The 25,836-nt window shown below is 72.1% G+C and carries 24 protein-coding genes and 1 riboswitch; of the genes, 18 read left to right on the top strand and 6 right to left on the bottom strand.

The features are described from left to right. Window positions 1–44 precede the first annotated feature (44 nt). From ACTWQF_RS12440 to ACTWQF_RS12470, 7 genes are all read left to right on the top strand, one after another. A complete protein-coding gene (locus ACTWQF_RS12440) occupies window positions 45–1,043 on the top strand; it encodes a sugar-binding transcriptional regulator (RefSeq protein ID WP_443279374.1) in 999 nt (332 codons plus the stop codon). A 37-nt stretch (window positions 1,044–1,080) separates the two neighbouring features. Next, window positions 1,081–1,557, top strand: coding sequence for a cation:proton antiporter regulatory subunit (locus tag ACTWQF_RS12445; protein WP_443248843.1), 477 nt, complete (start codon window positions 1,081–1,083; stop codon window positions 1,555–1,557). A 39-nt stretch (window positions 1,558–1,596) separates the two neighbouring features. Continuing rightward, a complete protein-coding gene (locus tag ACTWQF_RS12450) occupies window positions 1,597–2,874 on the top strand; it encodes a cation:proton antiporter (RefSeq protein WP_443279376.1) in 1,278 nt (425 codons plus the stop codon). Window positions 2,875–3,047: 173 nt separating this feature from the next. Next, window positions 3,048–4,493: a GuaB1 family IMP dehydrogenase-related protein gene (locus ACTWQF_RS12455; RefSeq protein ID WP_443279377.1), complete on the top strand. Its 1,446-nt coding sequence runs from the start codon at window positions 3,048–3,050 to the stop codon at window positions 4,491–4,493. 110 nt (window positions 4,494–4,603) lie between these two features. Continuing rightward, complete coding sequence (locus ACTWQF_RS12460) at window positions 4,604–5,059, top strand: Lrp/AsnC family transcriptional regulator (RefSeq protein ID WP_443248846.1); 456 nt, start codon at window positions 4,604–4,606, stop codon at window positions 5,057–5,059. A 128-nt stretch (window positions 5,060–5,187) separates the two neighbouring features. Continuing rightward, window positions 5,188–5,976 (top strand): carbon-nitrogen hydrolase family protein, encoded by a 789-nt coding sequence (locus ACTWQF_RS12465; protein ID WP_443279379.1) that lies wholly within the window; start codon window positions 5,188–5,190, stop codon window positions 5,974–5,976. Window positions 5,977–6,039: 63 nt separating this feature from the next. Then, complete coding sequence (locus ACTWQF_RS12470) at window positions 6,040–7,767, top strand: flavin monoamine oxidase family protein (protein WP_443279381.1); 1,728 nt, start codon at window positions 6,040–6,042, stop codon at window positions 7,765–7,767. Window positions 7,768–7,800: 33 nt separating this feature from the next. Here the strand turns inward: ACTWQF_RS12470 and ACTWQF_RS12475 are convergent, their stop codons facing one another. Continuing rightward, window positions 7,801–8,727: a TIGR03619 family F420-dependent LLM class oxidoreductase gene (locus ACTWQF_RS12475; RefSeq protein ID WP_443279383.1), complete on the bottom strand. Its 927-nt coding sequence runs from the start codon at window positions 8,725–8,727 to the stop codon at window positions 7,801–7,803. A gap of 54 nt (window positions 8,728–8,781) precedes the next feature. Next, entirely contained in the window at window positions 8,782–9,489 is a 708-nt protein-coding gene (locus tag ACTWQF_RS12480) for a DUF5995 family protein (RefSeq protein ID WP_443279385.1), read from the bottom strand. Between the two features lie 128 nt (window positions 9,490–9,617). Between ACTWQF_RS12480 and ACTWQF_RS12485 the strand changes: the two genes are divergently transcribed. Beyond that, on the top strand, window positions 9,618–10,172 hold the full coding sequence (locus ACTWQF_RS12485) for a GNAT family N-acetyltransferase (protein WP_443279386.1): 555 nt from the start codon (window positions 9,618–9,620) through the stop codon (window positions 10,170–10,172). On the opposite strand, the gene ACTWQF_RS12490 is transcribed toward ACTWQF_RS12485, so the two are convergent. Next, window positions 10,154–11,533: a uracil-xanthine permease family protein gene (locus tag ACTWQF_RS12490; RefSeq protein ID WP_443279387.1), complete on the bottom strand. Its 1,380-nt coding sequence runs from the start codon at window positions 11,531–11,533 to the stop codon at window positions 10,154–10,156. The genes ACTWQF_RS12485 and ACTWQF_RS12490 overlap by 19 nt on opposite strands. A 177-nt stretch (window positions 11,534–11,710) precedes the next feature. Next, complete coding sequence (locus ACTWQF_RS12495) at window positions 11,711–12,967, bottom strand: MFS transporter (protein WP_443279388.1); 1,257 nt, start codon at window positions 12,965–12,967, stop codon at window positions 11,711–11,713. Window positions 12,968–13,213: 246 nt separating this feature from the next. Further along, a riboswitch (FMN riboswitch) is annotated at window positions 13,214–13,344 on the top strand. A 161-nt stretch (window positions 13,345–13,505) separates the two neighbouring features. Between ACTWQF_RS12495 and ribD the strand changes: the two genes are divergently transcribed. From ribD to ACTWQF_RS12545, 10 genes are all read left to right on the top strand, one after another. Next, window positions 13,506–14,714, top strand: a complete 1,209-nt coding sequence (gene ribD, locus ACTWQF_RS12500) for a bifunctional diaminohydroxyphosphoribosylaminopyrimidine deaminase/5-amino-6-(5-phosphoribosylamino)uracil reductase RibD (RefSeq protein ID WP_443279389.1) — start codon at window positions 13,506–13,508, stop codon at window positions 14,712–14,714. Further along, window positions 14,715–15,365, top strand: coding sequence for a riboflavin synthase (locus tag ACTWQF_RS12505; protein WP_443279390.1), 651 nt, complete (start codon window positions 14,715–14,717; stop codon window positions 15,363–15,365). It abuts the gene before it with no gap. Beyond that, window positions 15,362–16,045, top strand: a complete 684-nt coding sequence (locus tag ACTWQF_RS12510; RefSeq protein ID WP_443279391.1) for a nicotinamide mononucleotide transporter family protein — start codon at window positions 15,362–15,364, stop codon at window positions 16,043–16,045. Before ACTWQF_RS12505 ends, ACTWQF_RS12510 begins: the two co-directional genes overlap by 4 nt. Before the next feature lie 71 nt (window positions 16,046–16,116). Further along, the gene (locus ACTWQF_RS12515) at window positions 16,117–17,478 is read left to right on the top strand and encodes a bifunctional 3,4-dihydroxy-2-butanone-4-phosphate synthase/GTP cyclohydrolase II (protein ID WP_443279392.1); all 1,362 of its coding nucleotides are present in this window, start codon (window positions 16,117–16,119) and stop codon (window positions 17,476–17,478) included. A 94-nt stretch (window positions 17,479–17,572) separates the two neighbouring features. Then, entirely contained in the window at window positions 17,573–18,058 is a 486-nt protein-coding gene (gene ribH / locus ACTWQF_RS12520) for a 6,7-dimethyl-8-ribityllumazine synthase (RefSeq protein ID WP_443249678.1), read from the top strand. A gap of 34 nt (window positions 18,059–18,092) precedes the next feature. Further along, window positions 18,093–18,365: a phosphoribosyl-ATP diphosphatase gene (locus ACTWQF_RS12525; RefSeq protein WP_443279393.1), complete on the top strand. Its 273-nt coding sequence runs from the start codon at window positions 18,093–18,095 to the stop codon at window positions 18,363–18,365. A gap of 86 nt (window positions 18,366–18,451) precedes the next feature. Then, window positions 18,452–19,300, top strand: coding sequence for an ATP phosphoribosyltransferase (gene hisG, locus ACTWQF_RS12530; protein WP_443279394.1), 849 nt, complete (start codon window positions 18,452–18,454; stop codon window positions 19,298–19,300). Between the two features lie 20 nt (window positions 19,301–19,320). Continuing rightward, window positions 19,321–19,842 carry a PH domain-containing protein gene (locus ACTWQF_RS12535; RefSeq protein ID WP_443279395.1) on the top strand — a complete coding sequence of 174 codons (522 nt, stop codon included), beginning with the start codon at window positions 19,321–19,323 and terminating at the stop codon, window positions 19,840–19,842. 202 nt (window positions 19,843–20,044) lie between these two features. Further along, the gene (locus ACTWQF_RS12540; protein WP_443279396.1) at window positions 20,045–21,496 is read left to right on the top strand and encodes a hemolysin family protein; all 1,452 of its coding nucleotides are present in this window, start codon (window positions 20,045–20,047) and stop codon (window positions 21,494–21,496) included. Next, window positions 21,493–22,653, top strand: coding sequence for a hemolysin family protein (locus ACTWQF_RS12545; protein ID WP_443279397.1), 1,161 nt, complete (start codon window positions 21,493–21,495; stop codon window positions 22,651–22,653). The genes ACTWQF_RS12540 and ACTWQF_RS12545 overlap by 4 nt, the downstream gene beginning before the upstream one ends. On the opposite strand, the gene ACTWQF_RS12550 is transcribed toward ACTWQF_RS12545, so the two are convergent. Together ACTWQF_RS12550 and ACTWQF_RS12555 are read right to left on the bottom strand one after the other, a co-directional pair. Further along, a complete protein-coding gene (locus ACTWQF_RS12550) occupies window positions 22,574–24,748 on the bottom strand; it encodes an AAA family ATPase (RefSeq protein ID WP_443279482.1) in 2,175 nt (724 codons plus the stop codon). The genes ACTWQF_RS12545 and ACTWQF_RS12550 overlap by 80 nt on opposite strands. 380 nt (window positions 24,749–25,128) lie before the next feature. Then, entirely contained in the window at window positions 25,129–25,770 is a 642-nt protein-coding gene (locus tag ACTWQF_RS12555) for a uridine kinase family protein (protein WP_443279398.1), read from the bottom strand. Window positions 25,771–25,836: the final 66 nt, after the last annotated feature.

The following is a 25,836-nucleotide window of genomic DNA, read 5'->3' on the forward strand; positions in this document are numbered from 1 at the left end:
AAGACAGTGAGGTGAGAGCGGTGTCGTCGGGGCGAGCCACGCGAATGGGACCCGCCGAACTCATGCAGGCTGCGGCGATGGCACGCCGCTTCTATCTGGAGGGCAAATCCAAGATCCAGATCGCTGACGAGTTCGGGGTGAGCCGCTTCAAGGTGGCCCGGGTCCTGGAGACGGCACTCGAGCGTGACCTGGTGCGTATCGAGATCCGGGTGCCCGCGGAGCTGGACGCCGAGCGGTCGGACGCGCTCCGTGCCCGGTTCGGCCTGCGGCACGCCGTCGTCGTCGAGTCGCCCACCGAGGCCGGGGACGACGCGGCGGACCCGGAGAACCTCGGCGAGGTCGCCGCCGATCTGCTCGGCGAACTGGTCACCGACGGCGATGTGCTGGGGCTGGCCTGGGGCCGCTCCACCATCCATATGGCAACCGCGCTACGCCAGTTGCCGCCCTGCACCGTCGTCCAGCTGACCGGGGTGTACGACGCCGGTACGGCCGACCGCGGCTCGGTGGAGGCCGTACGGCGGGCGGCCGAGGTCGCCGGGGGAGAGGCGCACCCCGTCTACGCGCCGATGCTGCTGCCGGACAGTGCTACCGCGGCGGCGCTGCGCAGCCAGACGGGTATCGCTCGCGCCTTCGAGTACTTCGACAAGGTGACCGTCGCCGCCGTCTCCATCGGCTCCTGGGAGCCGGGGATCTCCACGGTGCACGACATGCTCAGCCCCAAGGAGCGGGACCACTACTCGTCGCTGGGGGTGGCCGCCGAGATGTCGGCGCACCTCTTCGACGCGCAGGGCCGGCGGATCGGCCGGGATCTGGGGGAGCGCTGCATCACGGTGGAGGCCGAGCGGCTGCGCCGGATCCCGGAGGTCGTCGCCATCGCCGGTGGGCACCGCAAGGCGGCGGCCATCGGCGCCGTGCTCCGTTCCGGCCTGGTCACCAGCCTGGTGACCGACACGGCGGCCGCCGACTGGCTGCTGACTGAGGAACAACCGGGGCCCCGTCCGGCGTTGGAGCGTACGGACCCGGACAGCACCCCCGCTTCGTAGCAGGTCCTTCGTAGAGGGTTCCGGAAGGCAGTACGCCATGACGACCAAGAGCACCAAGCTGCCAGGGCTGGGCAAGCAGTACGACATCACCACCCGGACCGGCCGGCACATCTCGGTGGTGGCACACCAGGACGGCCGCAGGTTCCTCGGCTTCTACCGGGAGGACGACCCGGACGCCTGCCAGGCGACGGTGCAGCTCGACCAGGAGGAGGCCGCCTCCCTCGCGGAGATCCTCGCACCGGGGGAGAGCCCCAGGCTGGGGACGTGCGAGATGGAGATCGACCTGGTCACCGTCCGCATCCCGCTGTCCGGGCACTCCCCGTACAGCGGGGAGCCGCTGGGCGCCACCCAGGCGCGGTCTCGCACCGGTGCCTCCATCGTCGCCGTGCTGCGCCGTACCGGTGCGGTTCCCTCGCCCAGTCCGGACTTCCGGCTGGAGGCCGGGGACACCCTGGTCGCGGTCGGTACCCGGGAGGGAGTGGACGAGCTGACCCGGATCATCGCCGGCACCTGACCCGGACTGGACAGCCGCTGGACAACTGAAAGGCCCTTTGTGCACGACACCACCGTTCTGCTGATCGAACTCGGCGCCGTCATCCTGGGCCTGGGACTGGTCGGCCGCTTCGCGGGCCGGATCGGGCTCTCCCCGATTCCGCTGTACCTGCTGGGCGGCCTGGCCTTCGGGCACGGCGGTTTCTTCCCGCTGACCGCCAGCGAGGGGTTCATCGAGGTCGGTGCGGAGATCGGGGTGATCCTGCTCCTGCTGCTGCTCGGCCTGGAGTACAGCGCGTCCGAGCTGGTCACCAGCCTGAAGACGCAGTATCCGTCCGGGTTGGTGGACCTGCTGCTCAATGCGGTGCCGGGCGCGGTGGCCGCGCTGCTCTTGGGCTGGGGCCCGGTCGCGGCCGTGGCGCTGGCGGGTGTCACCTGGATCTCCTCGTCCGGTGTCATCGCCAAGGTGCTCACCGATCTGGGCAGGCTCGGCAACCGGGAGACGCCCGTGATCCTGGGCGTGCTCGTCATCGAGGACCTGTCCATGGCCCTCTATCTGCCGCTGCTGACCGCGCTGGTGGCCGGTCTCGGAGTGGCGGGGACAAGCGTGACGATGCTCGTCGCGGTCGGCACCGCGGGCCTGGTGCTGTTCGCGGCGCTGCGGTTCGGCCGCCAGATCAGCCGCGCCGTCAGCTCCGACACTCCCGAGATGCTGCTCCTCGTCGTCCTCGGACTGACCCTGCTGATTGCCGGTATCGCGGCCAAGCTCCAGGTCTCGGCGGCCGTCGGCGCCTTCCTGGTGGGGATCGCGCTCTCGGGGGAGACGGCGGAGAACGCGCGCAGCCTGCTGACCCCGCTGCGTGACCTGTTCGCCGCCGTGTTCTTCGTCTTCTTCGGGCTCAACACCGCACCGGCCGACATTCCCCCGGTGCTGCTGCCCGCGCTGGCGCTGGCCGTGATCACCGCGGTCACCAAGGTGATCACCGGCTGGTACGCGGCGAGGCGCGCGGGCGTGGGCAGCAAGGGCAGGCTGCGGGCCGGCGGGGCGCTGGTGGCGCGGGGCGAGTTCTCCATCGTCATCGCGGGGCTCGCGGCGGGCACGGATCCGCGGATCACCCCGCTGGCGACCGCGTACGTGATGATCCTGGTGATCTTCGGCCCGCTGACCGCGCGTTGGACCGAGCCAGCCGTACGCGGCCTCAAGGGGCTGGTGGCCGACCGCCGTACGCGACGGGAGGCCGGGCGTGCGGGGAGCACGAGCACACAGCATGAGGGCTCCATATCCCGTGCGGAGGAGGCAGCGCCGGATCCGGTGGGCGGTGCCGGTCACTCGTCGTGAGCGGTCACTTTGCGTGAGCGGCCCTCGTCGTGAGCAGTTGCCGTCGGCGGGTGGGCCGTCACCCCTGGTGACCGTTTCGCATGGCCCCGTCACCTCCTCGTGCGATCCCACCAGGGCACCGCACGTACTCCAGCGGATCGTCCGTGGTCGCATAAATGTGCGGACGTGGGAGAATGAAGTACGTGCGTTTTCTCAATGATCAGCGGCCCCCGTACGACCTGACGTACGACGACGTCTTCATGGTGCCGAACCGCTCAGCGGTCGGCTCCCGGCAGGGCGTGGACCTGTCCTCGCCCGACGGCACCGGCACCACCATCCCGCTGGTGGTCGCCAACATGACCGCCATCGCCGGACGCCGGATGGCCGAGACCGTGGCCCGCCGCGGCGGGCTCGTGGTGATCCCCCAGGACATCCCGATCGACGTCGTCACCGAAGTCATCGGCTGGGTCAAGCGACGGCATCATGTCCTCGACACCCCCATCACTCTCGCCCCCACCCAGACCGTGGCCGACGCGCTGTCGCTGCTGCCCAAGCGGGCACACGGCGCCGGTGTCGTGGTCCGCGACGGCAAGCCCGTCGGCGTCGTCACCGAGTCGGACCTGACCGGCGTCGACCGCTTCACCCAGCTCTCGGAGGTGATGACCTCCGAGCTGTTGGCGCTCGACGCGGACATCGACCCGCAGGACGCCTTCACCCAACTCGACTCCGCTCACTTCAAGTTCGCGCCCGCCGTCGACTCCGACGGCAAGCTCGTGGGCATCCTCACCCGCAAGGGCGCGCTGCGGGCCACCCTCTACAACCCCGCCGTCGACGCCGACGGCGCCCTGCGTGTCGCCGCCGCCGTCGGCATCAACGGCGAGGCAGTGGCCCGCGCCAAGGCGCTGCTCGACGCGGGTGTGGACACCCTCGTCGTGGACACGGCGCACGGCCACCAGGAAGGCATGCTGGAGGCGCTGAAGGCCGTCCGCGGTCTCGACCCGGCCGTGCCGATCGTGGCGGGCAACGTGGTGGCCGCCGAGGGCGTACGCGACCTCGTCGACGCGGGCGCCGACATCATCAAGGTCGGTGTCGGCCCGGGCGCCATGTGCACCACCCGCATGATGACCGGCGTCGGCAGGCCGCAGTTCTCCGCGGTCCTGGAGTGCGCCGCCGAGGCACGCAAGTACGGCAAGCACGTCTGGGCCGACGGCGGCGTGCGGCACCCGCGCGATGTCGCCATGGCGCTGGCCGCCGGTGCCTCCAATGTGATGATCGGCTCCTGGTTCGCGGGCACCTACGAGTCGCCGGGCGACCTCCAGCAGTCCGCCGACGGGCGGTTCTACAAGGAGTCCTTCGGCATGGCCTCAGCGCGCGCCGTACGCAACCGGACCGCCGAGGAGTCGGCGTACGACCGGGCCCGAAAGGGGCTGTTCGAGGAGGGCATCTCCACCTCGCGGATGTTCCTGGACCCGGCCCGCCCCGGGGTCGAGGACCTGATCGACTCGATCATCGCGGGCGTCCGCTCCGCCTGCACCTACGCGGGCGCCGCGACGCTGGACGAGTTCGCCGAGAAGGCCGTCGTCGGCGTCCAGAGCGCTGCCGGCTACGCGGAGGGCAAGCCCCTGCACGCCAGTTGGTGAGGTAGCGATGACGGCGCCGCCCCTTCGCTGGGTGCGGCGCCGTCGAGGCGCGTCCCCCATGCCGGGCACGCAAGCTCGTCCGGCGCTTCTGCCGTGTTCTACTAAGCGCCGTGTCACTGAACGATCTCGACGAACGCATTGTCCACGCCCTCGCCGAGGATGCCCGCCGTACGTACGCAGACATCGGAGCCGAGGTCGGGCTGTCGGCGCCCGCCGTGAAGCGGCGTGTGGACCGGCTGCGGGAGCGGGGGGCGATCACGGGGTTCACGGTGCGGGTCGACCCTTCGGCGCTGGGCTGGCAGACGGAGGGATTCATCGAGATGTACTGCCGCTCCCGCACCTCGCCGGAGGACATCCACCGGGCGCTGGCCCACTATCCCGAGGTGGCGGCGGCCTCGACCGTCACCGGGGAGGCCGATGCGCTCGTACAGGTCTTCGCCGCCGATATGCGGCACTTCGAGGCCGTGCTGGAACGGATCGCCGGGGAAGCCTTCGTCGAGCGCACCAAGTCCGTGCTGGTGCTCTCCCCGCTGCTGCGCCGCTACAACGCGGGCCCACCGCTGTGAGGGCCTGCACACGCCACACGCACGCACAACAAATCGATGCCGCCCGGCCTTGACGCGCAACAAACTGCGGGTCAACTCGCAAGATACGCCGCTTGTGGCGCACCCACGGCGACCGTAGCGTCGAAGGCGTGCGAATCGCTCTCCACCAGACCCATGCCCAGCCCTCCACCCCGGGCTCCGCGGGCCTGACCTCCCTCGACAGCGCCGCCCGGGAAGCCGCGGCGCGAGGCGCCCGGCTGCTGGTCACGCCGGAGCTCTCCCTCACCGGCTACGCGCTCGAGGACCCCGCCCGGCAGGCCGAGCCGGCCGAAGGCCCCAGCGCCGCGGCCGTCTCCCGCATCGCCCGGCAGCACGGCGTCGCCGTCGCCTACGGGTACCCCGAACGTGGCGAGGACGGCGCGATCCACAACTCCGTACAGCTCGTCGGCCCGGACGGCGCCGCACTCGCGAACTACCGCAAGACGCATCTGTACGGCCCTTACGAGGCGAAGCGCTACACCCCCGGTGAGCAGCTGCCCGTGCAGGCGGAGCTGGACGGGCTCCGGCTCGGGCTGCTGATCTGCTACGACGTGGAGTTCCCCGAGGCGGTCCGCGCGCATGCGCTGGCGGGCACCGACGTGCTGCTGGTGCCGACGGCGCTGATGCGCCCGTACGAAACCGTCGCCGAGACCCTCGTCGTGGCCCGCGCGGTGGAGAGCCAGCTGTATGTCGCGTACGCCAACCGCGCGGGCCGCGAGGGCGAGTTCGACTTCGCGGGGCTGAGCTGCCTGGCCGCACCCGACGGCACCGTGCCGGTGCGCGCTGCGGGCAGCGGCGAGGCCCTGCTGGTGGCCGACGCCGACCTCGCGGCGCTGCGTGCCTCCCGTGACCGCAACCCGTATCTGGCCGACCGCCGCCCCGAGCTGTACGCGCGCTAGCTCTCGAAGCCGCACCCGCGCAAGCCGTCAAGAACTCCCGTACCACCCAGGAGCGACACCCGCATGACCGCCACCGTGCCCACCGTGCCCACTGCTGCCCACGAGCACGACGAGCAGCACGAAGCCCAGCAGCGCCCCCAGCGTCCGCTGACCATGTTCGGCCCCGACTTCCCGTTCGCCTACGACGACTTCCTCGCGCACCCGGCCGGTCTCGGTGCCGTACCGCCGACCGAGCACGGGACCGAGGTCGCCGTCATCGGCGGCGGGCTGTCGGGGCTGGTGGCGGCGTACGAGCTGATGAAGATGGGGCTCAAGCCGGTCGTCTACGAGGCCGACCAGCTCGGCGGGCGGCTGCGGACGGCGACGTTCGAGGGCGGCGACCCCTCGCTGCACGCCGAGATGGGCGCCATGCGCTTCCCGCCGTCCTCGACCGCGCTCCAGCACTACATCGACCTGGTCGGCCTGGAGACCGAGCCGTTCCCCAACCCGCTGGCGCCCGACACCCCCTCGACCGTCGTGGACCTCAAGGGCGAGTCGCACTACGCCCGTACGCTTGAAGACCTGCCGCCCGTCTACCACCAGGTGATGGACGCGTGGAACGCGTGCCTGGAGGAGGGCGCCGATTTCTCCGCGATGCAGCAGGCGATACGCGAGCGGGACGTGCCCCGCATCCGCGAGATCTGGTCCCGGCTGGTGGAGAAGCTGGACAACCAGACCTTCTACGGCTTCCTGTGCGACTCGGCGGCCTTCGCCTCCTTCCGGCACCGGGAGATCTTCGGCCAGGTCGGGTTCGGTACCGGCGGCTGGGACACCGACTTCCCCAACTCCATCCTGGAGATCCTGCGCGTCGTCTACACCGGCGCCGACGACGACCACCGCGGCATCGTCGGCGGCTGCCAGCAGCTTCCGCTGCGGCTGTGGGAGCGCGAGCCGGGCAAGCTCGTCCACTGGCCGCAGGGCACCAGCCTCAAGTCGCTGCACCCCGGCGGCGTGCACCGGCCCGCCGTCACCAGGCTGCACCGTACGGCGGGCAACCGGGTCACGGTCACCGACGCCGACGGCGACATCCGCACCTACCGCGCTGCCGTCTTCACCGCCCAGTCGTGGCTGCTGCTCAGCCGGATCGACTGCGACGACGCGCTGCTGCCCATCGACCACTGGACGGCGGTGGAGCGCACCCACTACATGGAGTCCTCCAAGCTGTTCGTGCCCGTCGACCGCCCGTTCTGGCTGGACACGGACCCGCGAACCGGGCGCGACACGATGAGCATGACGCTGACCGACCGGATGACGCGCGGCACCTATCTGCTGGACGACGGGCCCGACAAGCCGGCCGTGATCTGTCTGTCGTACACATGGTGCGACGACAGCCTCAAGTGGCTGCCGCTGGACGCCAACGAGCGGATGGAGGTGATGCTCAAGTCGCTCGGCGAGATCTATCCCGGCGTCGACATCCGCAAGCACATCACCGGCAATCCGCTCACCGTCTCCTGGGAGGACGAGCCCTACTTCCTCGGCGCGTTCAAGGCGAACCTGCCGGGCCACTACCGCTACCAGCGGCGGCTGTTCACCCACTTCATGCAGGAGACGCTGCCCGCGGACCGGCGCGGCCTCTTCCTCGCCGGTGACGACATCTCCTGGACCGCGGGCTGGGCGGAGGGCGCCGTACAGACCGCGCTCAACGCCGTCTGGGGCGTCATGCACCACCTGGGCGGCACCACCGACCACGGCAACCCGGGGCCGGGCGACGTCTTCGACGAGATCGAGCCGGTGCGGCTCCCGGAGGACTGACCGGGGAGTGCGGGGAGGCCCGGGGAGGCCGGCCTACAGGCCGGCCTCGGTCACCGCTTCCCGCAGCGCCTTCGCCGTCTCGATGAGCTCCTGCGCGTCGTCGCAGGTCAACTGGGCGTCCAGCAGCACTTCCTGGACGCCTGCCCGCGCCGCGCCGGCCAGGTCCGTCACGATCTGTTCGAGACTGCCCCGGTGCGGGCGGCGCTTGCCGTCGACCGGGCGGTCGGTGAGCTGCACCGAAGTGCGCAGGGTGGTGGACAGCTCGGCCGGGTCCCGGCCAGCCTCGCGGGCCAGCTCGGCGATCCGGGACCGGGTGGCTGCGATCTGCTCGTTGGTGAGCATCGAGGGCAGCCACCCGTCGGCCCGCCGCACCAGACGGCGCAGCGCCCGCTCGTTGCCGCCCGCCAGCAGCACCGGGATCCGGCCGGGGGGCTTGGGGCCGACCGCCGAGGGGGAGAACCGGGTCCGCCGCCCCTCGTACGCGGCCGGGTCCGGGCCCCACACGGCGGCGCACACGTCCAGCAGTTCGTCCAGCGCCGCGCCGCGGGTGGCATGGTCGGCGCCCACTGCGGCGTACTCGTCGCGGGACCAGCCGGTGCCCAGCCCCGCGATCACCCGGCCGCCGCTGGCCGCATCCAGCGACCCCAGCGCCCGCGCCAGCAGGAACGGCTGGTGCAGCGGGCCGACCAGTACCGCAGAACCCAGCCGCACCCGCTCGGTGACGGCCGCCGCCAGCGACAGGGTGACCAGCGGGTCGGCGACCGACCGGAAGTACCCCGCCCAGCGCAGGCCGGGCACCAGATACATGTCGTCCAGCGGCTCCTCGGGACGCATGAGCCGCTCCAGCACCCAGACGCTGTCGTACCCCAGCTCCTCCGCCGCCCGCGCCACCGCGGTGACGTCTCTGGTCAGGTCGTAGGTTCCGGTCTGCGGCAGCCCCAGGCCCAGTCGCAGTGCCATCTCGCCTCCGTAGCAGGGTGATTGCTCGGGTCGTCCGACTGTACGGGTTGACGTTCAGTGCCACAGTGGTGTCAGCAGGCAGCGCCCGGCCACACCGACGGTGGCGTCCAGTCCCTCCGCCGTCTCCTCCAGCAGGTCGCCGCACACCCGCAGCCCCCACATCGCCCGGAACGACACCCACGCGCCCGCACGTGCCCGCTCCAGACTCCACGAGCCGATCAGATGGGTGAGCGGATCGGCCACGTCCAGCAGGTCCGGGCCCGGCATCAGCTCCTCGCGGATGCGCTCCTCCAGGCCCGTCAGCAGTTCGCCGATCCGCTCGAAGTCCGCCTCCAGGTCGTCGGGCGTTGCATCCAGCGCCCGGCAGGTGTCCACCAGCGCCAGCGGCAGGTCGTGGCCGATGTGCGCGTTGATGCCTGCCAGCGCGAACTGGAGCGGATGGACGGAGGGATGGCGCCGGAAGCGGAAGAGTGCCCGCCAGCAGGAGGGCACCCGCAGCCCCGCCGCCTCGGCGTCCACCGCCTCCAGGAAGCGCCGCGCGAACCGGGTGCCCAGCTCACCGGTGGCGGCCCGATCCTCGAAGTGCCCCGCGATCAGGCGCCGTTCCAGCTCCTCGGTCACCGAGAGGTACACCCGGTTGAAGACCGCCACGCCGTCCTGCCGGGGCAGTATCGCGCCGATCTCCCGCATCTGGGCCGTCACTTCGGCGATGGCTGCCGAGGTCAGCGCGCGCTGCGCGGGCAACTGGTCCGTAGAGGTCATGCCCGCAGCCTGACAGCCGCTTCCGCGCCATGAGGGCAGCCCGGCCCGTACGGCCCCCGGACGGAGGACGTGTGCGCCGCCGGTAATTCGGGTGCGGCGCGGCTCGCCCGCGTGATACGTCACCTGGCATGACGGACGTACCCGGCACCACCGATGCCCTGGCCGACCTGCACACCGAACGGCTCGTGCTGCATCCCATGAGCCCTCAGGAAGCCGAGCGCATCGTGGCCGGAACACCGGGCGAGGGAGAGCTGTGGGGGGCCGAATACCCGGACTCCATGGATGTGAAGGGCGCCGAGGACCTGCTGAAGGCGTGCGCGGCCGACGGGGACCCCCGCCCCTTCGGCAACTACGAGATACGGCGCCGCAGCGACGGCCGCGCCATCGGCGGCATCGGCTTCAACCGGCTCCCCGACGAGGAGGGCACCGTCACCCTCGGCTACGCCCTCAACGCCTCGGTGCGCGGGCAGGGTTACGCCTCCGAGGCGCTGCGCGCGCTGCTCGCCTTCGCCTGGTCCCGCGGCGTCACCCTGGTCAAGGCCGACGCCGATCTCGACAACCTCGCCTCGCAGCGGGTGATGACCGCCGTCGGCATGCGGGTGGTGGGGGAGGACCACCGGGTGCGGTACTTCGAGGCGACGGCGCCCGGGCGCCTGGGCTCGGCTCAGCTCGGTTCGTCGTAGTCGCTGGTGCCCTCGTCCAGCAGCGGTTCCTGGGTCTTGAGGTGGGGCGGGGCCAGCGCCTTGAGGGCGTGGTAGCCGGTGAGCACGACCAGGGTGCCCAGTGCGATGCCGCCGAGTTCGAAGGTGTCGGTGAATTTCAGCGTGACATTGCCGATGCCGATGATGATGCCCGCTGCGACCGGCACCAGGTTCAGCGGGTTGCGCATGTCGACGCCGTTGCTGAGCCAGATCTGCGCGCCGAGGAGCCCGATCATTCCGTAGAGGATCACGGTGATACCGCCGAGCACCCCGCCGGGGATGGCCGCGACGACGGCACCGAACTTGGGGCAGAGCCCGAAGAGCAGCGCGAAGCAGGCGGCGGCCCAGTACGCGGCCGTCGAGTAGACCCGGGTCGCGGCCATGACGCCGATGTTCTCCGAGTACGTCGTCGTGGCGGGACCGCCGAACGCGGTCGACAGGACGCTGCCTGCCCCGTCCGCGGCGATCGCGGTGCCGAGCTTGTCGTCCAGCGGATCGCCGGTCATCTCGCCGACGGCCTTGACGTGCCCCGCGTTCTCGGCCACCAGGGCGATCACCACCGGCAGCGCCACCAGGACGGGCGACCAGGAGAAGTCGGGGCCGTGCACGGACGGCAGCCCGAACCAGTCCGCCTTGCCCACGGCGGAGAGAACCAGCCGCCAGTGGTCCACCGTCTTGCCGCTCGCGTCCGGCGAATGGATTCGGCCGAAGACGGTGTCGAACGCCCACGACATCAGATAGCCCGCGACCAGCCCCAGGAAGATCGCGATCCGCGACCAGAAGCCGCGCAGACACACCACGGCGAGCCCGGTCAGCAGCATGGTCAGCAGCGCCGTCCACTGATCCTGCGGCCAGTACGTCGAGGCGGTGACGGGCGCCAGGTTGAAGCCGATCAGCATGACGACAGCGCCGGTCACCACGGGCGGCATCACCGCGTGGATGATCCGCGCGCCGAACTTCTGCACGGCCAGACCGACGAGCAGGAGCACGGCGCCGACCACCAGGATCGCGCCGGTCACCGTGGCGCTGCTGCCGCCCTGGCCGCGGATGGCCGCGGCCACCCCGACGAAGGAGAGGCTGCAGCCCAGATAGCTCGGCACCCGGCCGCGGGTCGCGAGCAGGAAGACCATCGTCGCGAGCCCGGACATCATGATGGCCAGGTTCGGGTCCAGCCCCATGAGCACCGGAGCCACGAAGCTCGCCCCGAACATGGCCACCACATGCTGGGCACCGAGCCCCGCCGTCCGCGGCCAGGACAGCCGCTCGTCCGGCCGCACCACAGCGCCGGGCGTCGGGACGCGCCCGTCGCCGTGCACCTTCCACCGCACGCCGAGCCCGCCCATGTCGCTCCCGTTCCGTTGGCCGATTTTGATCGGCCCACATACTAGTTCGAACCCGCGCCCCGAAGGGGCGCGGGGAACTGCGCGACCAGCCACGACGCACCCGCACAGGGCCGATCCGCGAAGCCCCAACGGCGCGACGGCGCACCCAAAGCGAGGGCGCAAGCGAGGTGGCGGCCCTCAGGCGCGCAGCACCCTCGCTCCGGCCACCAGCCCCAGCAACAGCACCGTGACGACGCCGAAGGACCCCGAGAGGGAGGTGGACTCGGCGATCCAGCCGACCGCGGCGGGAGCCGCAAGCCCCGAGGCGTACGCCAGGGTGGCGACCCCCGCGATGGCCTGGCCGGGAGCGGCCTGCGCGGTGCGCCCGGCTGCCGCGAAGCACAGCGGGACGACCACGGCGATCCCCACCCCGATCAGTGCGAACCCCGCGACGGCAGCGGGCGGCGTCCGCGCGGCCACCACCAGCGCCGCGCCCACCGCCGCGAGCACGCCGCCCGCCCGTACCGTCGCGACCGGCCCGAACCGCCGCACCACGGCGTCGCCGGACAGCCGGGCGAGGGCCATCGTGCAGGCGAACGCCGTGTACGCGGAGGCGGCGAGACCGGGCCCGGCACCCGTCACGTCGGCCAGGTAGATGCCGGACCAGTCCATCGAGGCGCCCTCGGCGAACACCGCGCAGAAGCCGAGCAGCCCGATCGCCAGCACCCCGCGCGAGGGCAGCGCGAAGCGGGGCGGGGCTTCCGCCGTGTCCCCGGCATCCGCGCGGGGGCTTCGCTCCTCCCCGGGCGTCCACCGCGCCGCCACCACCGCCACCACGGCCAGCAGCGGTGCCGCCACTCCCAGGTGCACCCGCGCGTCCAGCCCCGCGTGCGCGGCCAGCACGCCACCCGCACCGCCCAGCAGCGTGCCCACGCTCCACAGGCCGTGCAGCGCGGACATCACCGAGCGCCCGTACGCCGCCTCGACCCGCACTCCCTGGGCGTTCATCGCGACGTCCATCAGGCCGAGTCCGCAGCCGTACACGAACAGTGCCAGGCACAGCCACCACAGGGCCGGGGCGAGCGGCGGCAGCACCAGTCCGGCGCAGCAGGCCAGCGAGACCGCGGCCAGTGCGCGGCGCGGGCCGTAGCGGTGGGCCAGCCGCGCCGAGAGCGGCATGGCGGCGGAGGCGCCGGCCGTCATGAACACCAGCGCCAGCCCCAGCCAGCCGGGGCTCAGGTCGAGATGTTCCCGCAGCCAGGGGATCCGGGTGGCGAACGTGCCGCTGGCCATCCCGTGCACCGCGAAGACCACGGAGACCGCCACCCGCCCGGCCTGTACGGAGCGGTCCGGGCGCCGGAGGGGCACGTCACCGGACGCGGACCCGGGCGGACCCGCCTGCGTTTCCGCCCCCGCGCCTGCCTGCGGCTCCGGCCCGCTCTCGCCCGTACGCATCTCGTCTCCCTGCCGCACCTTTGCGCCCCCAAAGAGTCCGTGCGCGCATCCAGGCCATGGATGCGGGCCCGCGCAGATCGTGCCCCGATCGTGTACCGCTCGAACTCCCGGGTCGGCAGCCGACCCCAGTGTTGTCCCGGGGCTGCTGTGAGTCACCACACAGCCGCCGCTCGCATAGCCCCCGCACTCGCGTGGCAGACTGGGGGTACCTCCCGGCCGAAGGCTGGGGGGACGTACCAGTGACGTCAGCGCACTCCGGGGTCGGTGAAAGTCCGAACCGGCGGTTACAGTCCGCGACCCGGCCGCAGCCAGCGGCCGGTTGACCAGGTGAGATTCCTGGACCGACGGTGAAAGTCCGGATGGGAGGCAGTGCGCGGCGGACCGCAACCGGTGCACCGCCGTCGATGGCGGTCCCGTTCCGGAGCGCAGCAGAGAACCGGAGCGGGTCCCTCCCATTTCGGCCGTCGTTCCCGGAAACGCGTCCGTCCAAGTCCCGCAGCAGCCCCGGAGTCCGTGCCCGAAGAGGCAGGAGGACCCGGTGGCTCCCCACCCCCAAGCGCCGTACGCGCCGCAGGCGGAGCGCGACGCGATGCGCCGTGCCATCGCTCTTGCCGCGCGGGGACTCGGCGCCACCAGCCCCAACCCCGTCGTCGGCTGCGTCGTCCTCGACCAGGCGGGCCGCATCGTGGGGGAGGGCTGGCACCAGCGCGCCGGCGGCCCGCACGCCGAGGTCCACGCGCTCGCCGAAGCGGGCGAGGACGCCCGCGGGGGCACCGCTGTCGTCACCCTCGAACCCTGCGACCACACCGGACGCACCGGCCCTTGCGCGCAGGCGCTCATCGACGCCGGCGTCTCCCGCGTCGTCTACGCCGTCTCCGATCCCAGCCCGGGCGCCGCGGGCGGGGCGCTGACGCTCGCCGCCGCCGGCATCGACGTCGAGGGCGGGCTGCTGGCCGACGAGGCCGCCGCAGGCAACGCCGCCTGGCTGACCTCCGTACTGCACGGTCGCCCCTACGTGACCTGGAAGTACGCGGCCACGCTCGACGGCCGTACCGCCGCGGCCGACGGCTCCAGTCGCTGGATCACCTCCGCCGAGGCGCGTACCGATGTGCACCGGCTGCGCGCCGAGTCCGACGCCGTGCTCGTCGGCTCCGGCACCGCCCGCGCCGACGACCCGCACCTGGCCGTCCGCGACGTGCCCGGCGCCGTCCAGCCGCTCCGCGTCGTCGTCGACACCGAGGCGACCGTCGTCAAGGCGGGAGCCCGCGTGCTCGACGATGCGGCGCCCACTCTCATCGCCGTCGCCCAGGACGCGGACACCGCCGCGCTGGAGGCCGCCGCAAGTGCGAGCCCGGCCGAGGTGCTGCGGTTGCCCCGCGCTGCGGACGGCGGCGCAGGGCTCGACCTGGACGCGCTGCTGACTGCCTTGCAGACCCGCGACGTGCGGGCCGTACTGCTGGAGGGCGGCGCCACCCTGGCGGGCTCCTTCGTCGCCGCCGGGCTGGTCGACCGGGTGGTCGGCTACATCGCGCCCGTGCTGCTGGGCGCCGGGCGACCCGCGCTGGGAGAGGCCGGAATCAGCACCATCGCGCAGGCGTTGCGGCTCACGGTGAGCGACACCGTGCGGCTCGGCCCCGACCTGCGGATCACCGCCGTCGGCAGTACGGCGCCCCAGACGGCCCGCACGGCCGCCGCCGTCACCACCGCCGAACAGACCGAGCAGTCCGAGCAGTCCGAGGAGTTCTGAGTGTTCACCGGAATCGTGGAAGAGCTGGGCGAGATCGTCGCCGTCGAGGACCAGGGCACTTCGGCCCGGCTGCGGCTGCGCGGACCGCGGGTCACCGCTGACGTACGGCACGGCGACTCGATCGCCGTCAACGGCGTGTGCCTGACCGTCGTCGAGACGAGTGACGGCGAGTTCACCGCCGACGTCATGGCCGAGACCCTGCACCGCTCCAGCCTCGGGGCGCTCGCTGTGGGCTCGCCCGTCAACCTGGAGCGCCCCATGACGCTCGGCGGACGGCTGGACGGCCATCTCGTCCAGGGCCACGTCGACGGCACCGGCACCATCACGGCACGGCACGACGCGGACAGCGGTACGGACATCGCGGTCGGGCTGCCCGAGGGGCTGGGCCGGTACCTGGTCGAGAAGGGCTCCATCACCGTGGACGGCATCAGCCTCACGGTCGTTGAGGCCACCGACGACCACTTCACCGTCTCCCTCATCCCCACCACGCTCGCGCTCACCACCCTCGGCACCAAGCAGCCCGGCGACCCGGTCAACCTGGAGGTCGACGTCCTCGCCAAGTACGTCGAGCGGCTGCTCGGCGCCTCGGCACAGGGCCCCGCACAGGGCGGTCCCATGCAGGAACTCCGCCGGAGCGAGGCGACCCGATGAGCGGTTTCCACTGGTTGAACCAGGAGGCGTTCGCCGCCTTCGGTCAGCACGTCATCTGGTCCGACATGCTCGGCAACATCATGGGTCTGCTCGGGCTGGCGCTGGGCTGGCGGCGCTCCATAGGCACCTGGCCCGCGCAGCTGCTGTCCGGACTGATACTCGTCGGCGCCTTCGCCTCAGCCCAACTGGCAGGCGGCGTCGGCAAGCAGCTCCTGGTCATCGGGGTGGCGCTGTGGGGCTGGCGGCAGTGGCGACGCGGCAACCAGCAGGCGCAGGACGGCTCCATCGCCGTACGGTTCGCCACCTGGCGCGAACGCGGCCTGCTGGCGCTCGGCACCGCACTGGGCACCGCCGCCGTCGGCACCCTCTTCACTCTCGTCCCGGCCCTCTCGTGGAGCCCCTGGGCGGACGCCTACATCTTCGTCGGCACGCTGGCCGCGATGGTGGCCCAGGCCCGTGGCCTGGTCGAGTTCTGGTTCGCCTGGCTGCTGGTGGACGTGGTCGGGGTGCCGCTCGCCTTCAGCAGCGGACTGGCCTTCTCCGGCCTCGTCTACGTCGTCTACCTCGGCCTCGTCCTGTGGGGCCTGCGCGCCTGGTGGCTGCGCTCGCGCGTGGATGCCCGCGCACTGGCCGCAGCCCGCGCGGAGCCCGCGCTCCACTCCGCAGGAGCCGCCCTGTGAACGGCAGCCGGAGCCGCGCTGTGGACGCGGAGCACGCCACCCAAGCGCACCACGAAGGAAGGAGCACGCCCATGACCGCGCTGCCGAACTGGTACGACGCGCCGCCTGCCCCGCGCCTCCCGCTCCCGGAGGAGCCGGCGGAGGCCGACGCGGGGTTCGCGCTCGCGCTCGACCCTGTCGAGGAGGCGATCCGCGACATCGGCGAGGGGCGCCCGGTCGTGGTCGTCGACGACGAGAGCCGGGAGAACGAGGGCGACCTGGTGATGGCCGCCGAACTGGTCACCCCTGAGCTCGTCGCGTTCATGATGAGCGAGTGCCGCGGCCTGATCTGCACCCCCATGGAGGGCGCCGACCTGGACCGGCTGGCGCTGCCGCAGATGGTCGCCGAGAACACCGAGTCGATGGGCACCGCGTTCACCGTCTCCGTCGACGCGACGAGCGTGCACGGCGTCACCACCGGCATCTCGGCGGCCGACCGCGCCGCCACCATCCGGCTGCTCGCCGACCCCGACACCACCCCCGAGGACTTCGTCCGGCCCGGACACGCCTTCCCGCTGCGCGCCAAGCCGGGCGGGGTGCTCGTCCGCGCCGGGCACACCGAGGCGGGCGTCGACCTGGCCCGGCTGGCCGGGCTGCGGCCCGCAGCCGCCATCGTGGAGATCGCGGGCGAGGACGGCACCATGCTGCGGCTGCCCGAACTGGTGCCGTTCGCGCGCAAGCACGGGCTGCGGATCATCTCCATCGAGGACCTGATCGCCTACCGCCGCTCCGCCGAGCCCACCGTGCGCCGTGAGGCAGCGACCCGGCTGCCCACCCGGCACGGCGAGTTCCGCGCCTACGGCTACCGCTCCATCGTCGACGGCGTGGAGCACATCGCGCTGGTCACCGGCGACATCACCGGCCCGGAGGACCTCGTGGACGCCGCGGGCGGCGAGGATGTCCTCGTTCGGGTGCATTCGGAGTGCCTGACCGGTGACGTCTTCGGCTCCCTGCGGTGCGACTGCGGGCCCCAGCTGGAGGCGTCCTTGGAGCGCGTCCAGCAGGAGGGGCGGGGCATCGTGCTCTATCTGCGCGGACACGAGGGCCGGGGGATCGGGCTGCTGTCCAAGCTGCGCGCCTACGAGCTGCAGGAGCGTGGCCGCGACACCCTCGACGCCAACCTCGAACTCGGGCTCCCCGCGGACGCGCGCGACTACGCGGCTGCCGCGCAGATCCTCACCGACCTCGGCGTGCGGTCGCTGCGGCTGATGACGAACAACCCGGAGAAGACCGCCGCGATGGTGCGGCACGGGCTGCGCGTCACCGGGCGGGAGCCGATGCCCGTGCAGGCGGGCGAGCACAATCTGCGCTACCTGCGCACCAAGCGCGACCGGATGGGACACGACCTGCCCTGGCTGGACGCCGAGCGCACCTCCCCCTGCGGGTCGCAGTAATCACCGACCGGCACCCGGCACCCGGACAAAGAACCACCACCCACATAAAGCACCACCAACAGCACCAGCACACACTTCAAGCACGAGGAGCACCGTGAGCGGCAAGGGCGCACCCGAACTGACCGTCAAGAACTGCCAGGACCTGCGCGTGGCCGTGGTCGCCGCGCAGTGGCACCAGCAGGTCATGGACGGCCTCGTCGACGGCGCACTGCGGGCGCTGCGCGAGTTGGGCATCGACGAGCCCACCCTGCTGCGCGTCCCCGGCAGCTTCGAGCTGCCCGTCGTCGCGAAGGTCCTGGCCGACCGCGGATACGACGCGATCGTGGCGCTCGGCGTCGTCATCCGGGGCGGCACCCCGCACTTCGACTACGTCTGCCAGGGCGTCACCCAGGGCCTCACCGAGGTATCGGTCCGTACCGGTGTCCCCATCGGTTTCGGCGTGCTGACCTGCGATGACGAGGAGCAGGCCGTGGCCCGCGCCGGGCTGCCCGGCTCCACCGAGGACAAGGGGCACGAGGCGGTCACGGCTGCCGTGGCCACGGCCGCGACCCTGCGCACGGTCGCGGAGCCCTGGCGGTGAGCGCTCCCCGGCACCGCGTAGGCTGAGAGCCACCATGGCGAACAAGACGTTTGAGCAGCTCTTCGCCGAGCTGCAGCACAAGGCCGCTAACGGCGACCCCAGCACCTCCCGTACCGCCGAGCTCGCCTCCCAGGGCGTGCACGCCATCGGCAAGAAGATCGTGGAGGAGGCGGCGGAGGTGTGGATGGCCGCCGAGCACGAGGGTGACGAGCGCACCGCCGAGGAGATCTCGCAGCTCCTCTACCATCTCCAGGTGCTGATGGCCGCCAAGGGCCTCTCGCTCGACGACGTATACGCTCACCTCTGAGCCTGTCCGTCCGAGCCTCAGCCCGTCTCTACCTGCTCCTTTCTCCCTTCACGACTCTTTTCTCCCTTCACGAACAAAGGAAGCTCATGCTGCGCATCGCCGTCCCCAACAAGGGTTCTCTCTCCGGCCCTGCCGGGGAGATGCTGCATGAGGCCGGGTACCAGCAGCGCAAGGCGACCAAGGAACTCGTCCTGGTGGACCCGGAGAACGAGGTCGAGTTCTTCTATCTGCGCCCCCGCGACATCGCTATCTACGTCAGCTCCGGACGGCTGGACATCGGCATCACGGGGCGCGATCTGCTGCTGGACTCCGGGGCGCAGGCCGAGGAGGTCCTCCCTCTCGGTTTCGCCCGCTCCACCTTTCGCTACGCCGCCAAGCCCGGCACCATCGGCACGCTCGACGACCTGGCCGGGCTGACGGTCGCCACCTCCTACGAGGGCATCGTCGCCAAGCACTTGGCGGACAAGGGCCTCGACGCCTCCGTCGTCCACCTGGACGGCGCCGTGGAGACCGCCATCGAACTGGGCGTCGCGCAGGTCATCGCGGACGTCGTGGAGACCGGCACCTCGCTGCGCAACGCGGGCCTGGAGATCGTCGGTGAGCCGATCCTCCAGTCCGAGGCAGTCGTCATCCGGCGCACCGGAGCCGACCCGCACGGGCCGAAGGTGCAGCAGTTCCTGCGCCGTCTCCAAGGCGTCCTGGTGGCCCGCAGCTACGTGATGATGGACTACGACATCCGCGCCGAGCACCTGGAAGAGGCCGTCGCCCTCACCCCGGGTCTGGAGTCGCCGACCATCTCCCCGCTGCACGACCAGGGCTGGGTGGCCGTCCGCTCCATGGTGCGCACCACCGAAGCGCAGCGGATCATGGACGACCTCTACGATCTGGGCGCCCGCGCCATCCTCACCACGGGCATCCACGCCTGCCGCCTGTGACCCGCGACCGGAGCACGCTGATGACCGACAGCCCTGGGGTTCCCGCGCTCCCCGTCACGTTCCGGCCCACCCGCACCCGTGCGGTGCTGCTGACTGCCGGGCTCGCCGCGTTCGTCGTCATCACCGTCGTCTCGCTGATGCTTCAGCTGGGCGGTGGCGAGCGGGCCAGCTTCATCTTCACCGCCGCGCTCTTCCTCGGTGTGCTGGTGCTGTTGAGCCGCCCCCGGGTCACCGCGGACCAGGACGGGGTGACGGTTGTCAACCTGACGACGAAGCGGCGCCTCGAATGGGCACAGGTGCTCGCCGTCCATCTGCGGCCCGGCGACCCGTGGGTCTCGCTGGACCTCGCCGACGGCACCAGCCTGCCCGCCATGGGCATCCAGCCGGGCATCGCCAAGCGGCAGGCGCTCGCCGACGCCCGTGCCCTGCGCGCTCTCGTCGACCACAAGGGCACCACGCCGCCGGACGCCGCGGAGAACGGAGCACCGAGCGGCGCCGCCGACGACACCGGAAACGACGCAGCGGGCGACGCCGGGAAGTAGCGGCCCTGCCGGCGGGGTCGGCAACCCCGGCGCGGTGCCGCGCGTCTTCGCGGGACGAGACCGAATGTCTACTCTGTTGCCCATCGGCATGAGCCGCCCCGCGCTTGTGCGGGCACCTGCGAACCGAGGAGTGACCACCTCCAGCGATGGACGGATCGTCCTGTAGTACGTGCGCCGCGTCCCGTCTTGGTGGGGGCGCGGCATGACCCTCCCGCTAGTGCTGCTCGGTGTGGCGTTCCTGCTCGTTCTCGCCAACGGCTTCTTCGTCGCTGCGGAGTTCGGGCTCGTCACCGTCGAGAAACCCGAGGCCGAACGTGCAGCCGCGCTGGGCGACCGGAAGGCCCGCGCCGTCGTACGGGCCCTGCCCGAGCTGTCGTTCCAGCTCTCCGGCACCCAGCTCGGCATCACCCTCACCTCCCTGGTCACCGGCATGCTCGCCGAGCCCGCGCTGGCCCGGCTGCTGGATGGGCCGCTGACCGCGGTCGGGGTGCCGCGCGGCGCGGTCGGCGGAGTCGCCGTCGGAACCGGCATGCTGACCGCGTCCGCCGTCCAGATGGTGATCGGCGAACTGGTGCCCAAGAACTGGGCGGTCTCCAGACCGCTGGCGGTGGCCCGGTTCGTCGCCCGTCCGCAGCGTCTCTTCTCCCGCACGTTCCGGCCCGTGATCGCGGGCCTGAACGCGGCGGCCAACCGTATGGTGCGGCTCCTCGGCGTCCAGCCCGCCGAGGAACTGGCCTCGGCACGCACCCCCGGCGAACTCGTCTCCCTCGCCCATCACTCGGCCCGCGCCGGCGCCCTCGAACAGGACACCGCCGACCTGTTCGTGCGCACCCTGGCGCTGGGCGGGCTGACGGCGCAGCACGTGATGACGCCCCGGGTGCGGGTCAGCGCCCTGCAAGCGCTGGCGACCGCGGAGGACGTCCTCAACCTCACCCGCGCCACCGGGTTCTCCCGCTTCCCCGTCTACCAGGACACGCTGGACGAGGTCGTCGGCATGGTGCACCTCAAGGACGCCCTTGCGGTGCCCGCGCACCTGCGGCTGCACACGCCCGCGGCCCGCATCGCCGTGCCCGCGCTGCTCGTTCCGCAGACCGTCCCCGTACGGCCGCTGCTGGCGCGGCTGCGCAGCGAACAGCCCATCGCCGTCGTCGTGGACGAGTACGGCGGCACGGCAGGCGTCGTCACGCTGGAGGACATCGTCGAGGAGATCGTCGGCGAGGTACGGGACGAGCACGACGGGCAGCTCTACGACGAACTGCCCGAACTGGCCCCGGCGCCGCCCGACGCGGAGGGCCGCCCCGCCTGGGAGGCCGACGGCGGCTGCCGGGTGGGCGCGCTGCGCGGTATCGGCCTGGAGGTGCCCGAGGGCCCGTACGAGACGGTGGCCGGGCTCGTCGCCGACCTGCTCGGTCGCATCCCCGCGCCCGGCGACACCGCACAGCTGCGGGTGCCGCACGCCCGCGCCGGAGAGGGCGCGCAAGAGGGCGGCCAGGAGTGGCAGCTGCGGGTACGGCACGTGGCGCACCACCGTGCCGAGCGTGTTCGCATCGTGGCTCCGCACCGCGCCGGAAGCCCCGCCGCCGGAAGCCCCCCGGGCCGCGCCGGCAGTGATCCGGCGCGCCCGCTGCGGAGCATGGAGGCGGCGGCGTCATGAGCGTCCTCCAACTCCTGTTCGCCGCGCTGCTCGTGCTCGCCAACGGCTTCTTCGTCGGCGCCGAGTTCGCGCTCGTCTCCGTACGCCGCAGCCAGATCGAACCCCTCGCGGCCGAGGGCTCCGTGCGCGCCCGGCGGGTGCTGCGCGGGCTGGAGACGCTGCCGCAGATGATGGCTGCCGCACAGTTCGGCATCACCGTGTGCTCGCTGACGCTGGGCGCTGTAGCCGAACCGACGCTGGCGCACCTGCTGGAGCCCGCCTTCCATGCCGTACGGCTGCCGCAGGCGCTGGTGCATCCGGCGGGGTATGTGATCGCGCTGGCGGTGGTGGTCTTCTTCCACCTGGTGGTGGGCGAGATGGTGCCCAAGAACCTCGCCATGGCCGCTCCTGAGCGCACCGCGCTGTGGCTCAGCCCCGCACTGGTCGCCTTCGCGCGGCTGACCCGGCCGGTGACCGTGGCGCTGGGGGCGTGTGCCACCGTCATCCTGCGGCTGTTCCGGGTCGAGCCGAAGGACGAGGTCGCCGCAGTCTTCACCAGCGAGCAGCTCAATCAGCTGGTGAAGGACTCCCGGCAGGCCGGCCTGCTCGAACCCGACGAACACGAACGGCTGGCCGACGCACTGGAACTGGGCTCCCGGCCGCTGACCGACGTACTGCTGGGCCGCACCGAACTCGTCACCGTCGGCACCGACGTCACCCCGCGCCAGGTGGAGGAACTGACGGTGCGCACCGGCTACTCCCGCTTCCCGGTACGCGCCGATGACGGTGGCTTCCTCGGGTATCTGCACGTCAAGGACGTGCTTGACCTGGAGGAGACCGACCGCGCGGTGCCGCGACGGCTGTGGCGGCCCATGACGACGCTGCGCGGCGAGCTGCCGCTGGACGACGCACTCACCGCCATGCGGGCCGGTGCCTCGCACCTGGCGGCCGTCGCCGACGTTTCGGGGCGGGTGCTGGGGGTGGCAGCGCTGGAGGACGTGCTGGAGATGCTGGTCGGCGAGGTGCACGACCCCGCCCACACCGGCCCGGCCAGGCCCGGACCGGCACCCTTCACCCCTGCCGCGGCAGGCGGCGCCTTCAGCCCGGCGGCGGCTGCGGCCCGGGGCGAGGACCGTCAGGACCCCGTCCCGACAGCACCTCCCCGTACGCCTGCATGAGGTCGGGCAGCCGCAGCGTCGCCAGGTCGTCGCGGGTCGGGGTGCCCGAGTAGCCGGACAGCCGCAGATCGCGGTAGGCGCAGCTCTTCTCGTAGAGGGTGCGCAGGAAGCGGCCGTTGCCCAGCTCGTCGATCCAGCCCTGGTCGACGACATGCCCGCTGATGCTGCGCAGCTCCTCCAGCGCCTCTTCGTCCCATACGTCGCCGTTGTCGGCGGCCAGCACTTCGCCGATCGCCGTCAGCTCCAGCGGGCGGTAGCTGGGGAAGTCCACCCGAGTGGTGAAGCGGGACGAGAGGCCCGGGTTGGCGGCCAGCAGCCGGTCCATGCCCTCGGGGTAGCCCGCCAGGATCACCACCAGCTGGTCCCGGTTGTCCTCCGCGCGCTTGAGCAGCACCTGCAGCGCCTCGTCGCCGTACGCGTCGCCCTTGGTGTAGCCGGAGTTGGAGAGCGCGTACGCCTCGTCGACGAACAGCACCCCGCCGAGCGCCGAGTCGATCAGTTCATTGGCCTTGACCGCCGTCTGCCCCAGGAACTCGCCCACCAGATCGGCGCGTTGCGCCTCGACCAGATGGTCGCCGCCCAGCAGGCCCAGCGCGTAGAAGGCCCGGCCCAGGATGCGGGCCACCGTGGTCTTGCCCGTGCCGGAGGGCCCGGAGAAGACGAAGTGCCGCTTCGGCGGCTGCACCGGCAGACCCTGCCCGGCCCGCAGCCGCGCCATGTGCAACTGTGCGGAAAGCGCCCGTACTTGGCGCTTGACGGGCTCCAGGCCGACCATTCGCTCCAGCTCCTCCAGCGCCTGCGCCAGCAGCACCGGATCGGAGGGGCCCGTCGGCAGCCTGCCGTCACCGCCCCGGCCGCCGCCCGCGGCCGCGCGCTCCCGCAGCACACTGGTGTCCACCCGGACGGGCTCGGCGGGGTCCCCGGAGTCCTCCAGGCGCAGTCCGTCGGCCTCCGGGTCCACCACCGGGTCGGCGGACTCGGCCGCGTCGCCCAGTCCCGCTTCCGAGCCGTCCTGTGCGGCACCGGGCGGTCCCGGCCCGCCCGCCGGCGGCAGCCCGTCGCGGCGCGGTCCGCCCGGGCCCTGGCGGAGTCCGCTGTCGTTCCGAGGCCCCGTGCCGTCGTCGGTGCGGCCCTGGCGCTGTTCCGGGGGAACGGCGCTGTCAGCCGGGTCGGCCGGGTCCGCGGGCTGCGCCGGGTCGCCCGGCGCCTCGGGGCCGCTGTCGAAAAGCTCCTGCGTCGTGTTCCCCGCCGCCCCGTCCGGCCCTCCGCCCAGGCCGCCCGAGAGGACCGCGGCGGCCAGGTCCTCCGCCGTACCGCCCACCCCGTCGCTCTCGGCGATGGTCGTCAGCCGCGCCGCCGTGTCCATGAACGTCGGGTCGATACGGTGCACAGCGCGGTACAGCGGCAGCGCTGCCGCGCTGCGGCCGGTGCCCTCGCGGGCGCGGGCCAGCCAGTAGCGCAGCTCCTTGCGCTGCGGCTGCTCACTGCGGCAGCGCATCAGCGCCGCGGCCAGCAGCGGTTCGGCCTGCCCGTACATCTCCAGCCGCACCCGGGCCATGCCCGCGAACAGCCCCGCCTCGATGCCCAGCATCGGGTCGTCCACCAGAGGCTCGGTGTGGGCGACCAGTCCCTCCCAGTCCTTGGCCAGATAGGCGCGGCAGGCGTGCAGGAACCGCACCTGCGGATCGGTGTCCACCGGGGGACAGCTGGCCAGGGCGCGGTCCAGCTCGGCGACATGGCGGCCGTCCAGCCAGTGCGAGGCGTGCGCCAGCAGCAGGTCGCGCTCGAATTCGAGCACCGGCTGCACCCACCAGCCCAGCCAGTACCAGGAGTTGAGGGTGCGTCCGTGCCGGGCACGCTGTTCGCCGAAGCGGTCCCTGTGGTGGTACATCCGCAGCAGCGCGGTCGCGGTGTCTGCGCGCAGGGCGTGCAGGCCCAACCAGGCGTCGGCCATCCCGGGATCGAGCCGCACCGCTGTGCGGAACTCCTCCTCGGCCTGGGCGTATCCGCCGACCGTGTACGCGTCCACCCCGCGAAGCCAGGCGAGTTCGGCCGGGGCGTGCAGGCCCTGGGGGTCCTGCGTGCCGAAGTTCATCACGTCCCCCACGAAACGTCCCCCGTCATCTGCCGGATATCACCCGGGGTTCCCACGCTGTTTCGCATCGTACCCGTGCTCAGGGCGCTGTCGAAGGGCGGCGTACGGGGCTTCCCAGGACGCATATCGGGCGGCAGCAGGAGACGTGCCGACGGATATGCGGGGCGAAGGCTTCCGCAAAAGCGCTACGAAGAGTGAGGGAAATGCGAGAGTTCCCTTCCGCTTAATTGCGTCGGGGCAGAACGAAGCCCCCGGTCACGGGGGAACAACCGGGGGCTTCGCGTTTGAAGACGGCCTGCGTAGGCCGCTTGTTGGAAAAGTAATCGGTCCAGCGCCAATGGTCAAGCCGCTCGGTTGCACGGAGTGCCACTGGGCCGCCGTCAACTGCCATGAGTTATACGGAGGGTCATATTCAACGCCGAGTCGGGCGCCTCTTCCGCCTTCTCCCGCATCTCATAGCTCATAGGCCCCTTGTCCGATTCCCGCACCAGGAAGTCCGCGAACGGGCGCGAAGGGTCGGCCGCGAAGTGTGCGCGCTCCGCGGGGATCCACTGCGCCCAGAAATCGCGCTGACCGGCACCGTCCCGCCGTCGGCCGCGGCGCCACGCGGTCTCGGCCGCCATGTCCGCCCACAACAGGCAAGCCAGATAAGGCCGTAGCGCTGCCCGGCCCGCCCCCACTCCCTCGACGAGGATGACCGGAGCGGGCGGCAGCACCGCCTCCGTCGAATAGACACGCGCCACCCAGTCGTACACCACGTAGCGTGCAGGGGCGCCCCGCTCCAGCGGCGCGAGCACCTGCCGGGCGAGCCGCTCCGTCCAGTCGAACAGCGCCTCGTGGCAGGCCAGATCGTCGAGGTGCAGCACCGGTGCCCCGCCGAGCAGCTCCGACAGCCGCCGCGCCAGCGTGGTCTTGCCCGACCCGGCGTGCCCGTCCACGCCCACCAGCCGCACCGGTCCGCACGAGGCGGGCAGCGCGGCAAGCCGGTCGGCGAGTGCTTCAAGGGGGAGCGGAGCGGGCATCTCCCCAGCGTACGTCGAGTCGCACGGGTGTGCGGTGGCGTCCCGTCCCTCCCGGGCCGAGCACGC

The sequence above is a fragment of the Streptomyces sp. 8N114 genome (assembly GCF_052245835.1).
Taxonomy (GTDB): domain Bacteria; phylum Actinomycetota; class Actinomycetes; order Streptomycetales; family Streptomycetaceae; genus Streptomyces.

What these genes read in the sequence shown, in the direction of transcription:
- ACTWQF_RS12455 (WP_443279377.1), top strand. Translation starts at nt 3,048, where the DNA reads ATGAAGTACGTGCGTTTTCTCAATGATCAGCGGCCCCCGTACGACCTG.
- ACTWQF_RS12510 (WP_443279391.1), top strand. Translation starts at nt 15,362, where the DNA reads ATGAGCGGTTTCCACTGGTTGAACCAGGAGGCGTTCGCCGCCTTCGGT.
- ACTWQF_RS12440 (WP_443279374.1), top strand. Translation starts at nt 45, where the DNA reads ATGGGACCCGCCGAACTCATGCAGGCTGCGGCGATGGCACGCCGCTTC.
- ACTWQF_RS12545 (WP_443279397.1), top strand. Translation starts at nt 21,493, where the DNA reads ATGAGCGTCCTCCAACTCCTGTTCGCCGCGCTGCTCGTGCTCGCCAAC.
- ACTWQF_RS12475 (WP_443279383.1), bottom strand. Translation starts at nt 8,727, where the DNA reads ATGGCACTGCGACTGGGCCTGGGGCTGCCGCAGACCGGAACCTACGAC.
- ACTWQF_RS12495 (WP_443279388.1), bottom strand. Translation starts at nt 12,967, where the DNA reads ATGCGTACGGGCGAGAGCGGGCCGGAGCCGCAGGCAGGCGCGGGGGCG.
- ACTWQF_RS12535 (WP_443279395.1), top strand. Translation starts at nt 19,321, where the DNA reads ATGACCGACAGCCCTGGGGTTCCCGCGCTCCCCGTCACGTTCCGGCCC.
- ACTWQF_RS12540 (WP_443279396.1), top strand. Translation starts at nt 20,045, where the DNA reads ATGACCCTCCCGCTAGTGCTGCTCGGTGTGGCGTTCCTGCTCGTTCTC.
- hisG (WP_443279394.1), top strand. Translation starts at nt 18,452, where the DNA reads ATGCTGCGCATCGCCGTCCCCAACAAGGGTTCTCTCTCCGGCCCTGCC.
- ACTWQF_RS12525 (WP_443279393.1), top strand. Translation starts at nt 18,093, where the DNA reads ATGGCGAACAAGACGTTTGAGCAGCTCTTCGCCGAGCTGCAGCACAAG.
- ACTWQF_RS12515 (WP_443279392.1), top strand. Translation starts at nt 16,117, where the DNA reads ATGACCGCGCTGCCGAACTGGTACGACGCGCCGCCTGCCCCGCGCCTC.
- ACTWQF_RS12550 (WP_443279482.1), bottom strand. Translation starts at nt 24,748, where the DNA reads ATGAACTTCGGCACGCAGGACCCCCAGGGCCTGCACGCCCCGGCCGAA.
- ACTWQF_RS12485 (WP_443279386.1), top strand. Translation starts at nt 9,618, where the DNA reads ATGACGGACGTACCCGGCACCACCGATGCCCTGGCCGACCTGCACACC.
- ACTWQF_RS12445 (WP_443248843.1), top strand. Translation starts at nt 1,081, where the DNA reads ATGACGACCAAGAGCACCAAGCTGCCAGGGCTGGGCAAGCAGTACGAC.
- ACTWQF_RS12490 (WP_443279387.1), bottom strand. Translation starts at nt 11,533, where the DNA reads ATGGGCGGGCTCGGCGTGCGGTGGAAGGTGCACGGCGACGGGCGCGTC.
- ACTWQF_RS12555 (WP_443279398.1), bottom strand. Translation starts at nt 25,770, where the DNA reads ATGCCCGCTCCGCTCCCCCTTGAAGCACTCGCCGACCGGCTTGCCGCG.
- ACTWQF_RS12470 (WP_443279381.1), top strand. Translation starts at nt 6,040, where the DNA reads ATGACCGCCACCGTGCCCACCGTGCCCACTGCTGCCCACGAGCACGAC.
- ACTWQF_RS12480 (WP_443279385.1), bottom strand. Translation starts at nt 9,489, where the DNA reads ATGACCTCTACGGACCAGTTGCCCGCGCAGCGCGCGCTGACCTCGGCA.